Source organism: Aquimarina algiphila, assembly GCF_007489275.1.
Lineage (GTDB): Bacteria > Bacteroidota > Bacteroidia > Flavobacteriales > Flavobacteriaceae > Aquimarina > Aquimarina algiphila.
Map to the genome: position 1 here is coordinate 1 of NZ_VLNR01000154.1, position 2139 is coordinate 2139.

1 protein-coding gene is annotated in these 2139 nt (G+C 50.5%); it reads right to left on the reverse strand.

From position 1 onward, the window contains the following. Positions 1–2139: beta strand repeat-containing protein (locus FOF46_RS30705; protein ID WP_208746844.1), on the reverse strand; the 2139-nt coding region annotated here is incomplete at both ends.

The following is a 2139-nucleotide window of genomic DNA, read 5'->3' on the forward strand; positions in this document are numbered from 1 at the left end:
CAATACAGGCTTCCTGAGTTCCCGATAGTGTTCCAGCAACTGGTGGTGCGGTAATGGTTACATCCCTAATCGCAGTAGCATCAGGACATCCGCCTGTACCACTTACCGTATAGGTCATCGTCACCGTACCTGCTGCTACTCCGGTAATCAGTCCAGTGCTTGAATTAATCGTTGCTATGCTAATATCGGCTGAACTCCAGCTTCCGCCTGCCTCTGTTGAGCTAAAAGTCGTCGTACCGGCAATACAGGCTTCCTGAGTTCCCGATAGGGTTCCTGCTGTGGGTGGTGCTGTAATGGTCACATCCCTTGTCGCTGTAGCATCAGGACATCCCCCTGTGCCACTTATCGTATAGGTCATGGTCACAGTACCCGCTGCAACTCCGGTAATCAGTCCAGTACTTGAATTAATCGTTGCTATGCTAATATCGGCTGAACTCCAGCTTCCTCCTGCTTCTGTAGAACTAAAGGTTGTTGTACCGGCAATACAGGCTTCCTGAGTTCCGGATAGAGTTCCAGCAACTGGTGGTGCGGTAATGGTTACATCTCTAGTCGCTGTAGCATCAGGACATCCCCCTGTGCCACTTACCGTATAGGTCATCGTCACCGTACCGGCTGCTACTCCCGTAATCAGTCCGGTGCTTGCGTTAATGGTTGCGATTGCAGTGTTTGCCGAACTCCAACTTCCTCCTGCCTCTGTTGAACTAAAGGTAGTCGTACCGGCAATACAGGCCTCTGTTGTTCCAGATAAAGTTCCTGCTGTGGGTGGTGCTGTAATAGTTACATCCCTGGTTGCAGTAGCATCAGGACAACCGCCCGTACCACTTATCGTATAGGTCATCGTTACCGTACCGGCTGCAACTCCCGTAATCAGTCCAGTGCTTGCGTTGATGGTTGCGATTGCTGTGTTAGCTGAACTCCAGCTTCCTCCTGCCTCTGTTGAGCTAAAGGTAGTCGTACCAGCAATACAGGCTTCTTGAGTTCCCGATAGTGTTCCAGCAACTGGTGCAGCTGTAATGGTTACATCCCTTGTCGCAGTAGCATCAGGACATCCCCCTGTACCACTTACTGTATAGGTCATGGTCACCGTACCTGCTGCTACTCCGGTAATCAGTCCGGTGCTTGAATTAATCGTTGCGATTGATGTGTTAGCTGAACTCCAGCTTCCGCCTGCTTCTGTTGAGCTAAAAGTGGTGGTACCGGCAATACAGGCTTCCTGAGTTCCGGATAATGTTCCAGCAACTGGTGGTGCTGTAATAGTTACATCCCTGGTTGCAGTAGCATCAGGACAACCGCCCGTACCACTTATCGTATAGGTCATCGTTACCGTACCGGCTGCTACTCCCGTAATCAGTCCAGTGCTTGCGTTGATGGTTGCGATTGATGTGTTTGCCGAACTCCAGCTTCCTCCTGCTTCTGTTGAACTAAAGGTAGTCGTACCGGCAATACAGGCTTCCTGAGTTCCGGATAATGTTCCAGCAACTGGTGGTGCTGTAATGGTCACATCCCTGGTTGCAGTAGCATCAGGACAACCGCCCGTACCACTTATCGTATAGGTCATGGTCACCGTACCTGCTGCAACTCCCGTAATCAGTCCGGTGCTTGCGTTGATCGTTGCGATTGATGTGTTAGCTGAACTCCAGCTTCCGCCTGCTTCTGTTGAACTAAAGGTAGTCGTACCGGCAATACAGGCTTCCTGAGTTCCGGATAGAGTTCCTGCAACTGGTGGTGCTGTAATAGTTACATCCCTGGTTGCTGTAGCATCAGGACATCCCCCTGTACCACTTACTGTATAGGTCATGGTCACTGTACCGGCTGCAACTCCGGTAATCAGTCCAGTACTTGAATTAATCGTTGCTATGCTAATATCGGCTGAACTCCAGCTTCCGCCTGCTTCTGTTGAGCTAAAAGTGGTGGTACCGGCAATACAGGCTTCCTGAGTTCCGGATAATGTTCCAGCAACTGGTGGTGCTGTAATAGTTACATCCCTGGTTGCAGTAGCATCAGGACAACCGCCTGTACCACTTATCGTATAGGTCATGGTCACCGTACCGGCTGCTACTCCGGTAATCAGTCCAGTGCTTGAATTAATCGTTGCAATAGTAATATCGGCTGAACTCCAGCTTCCTCCAGCCTCTGTAG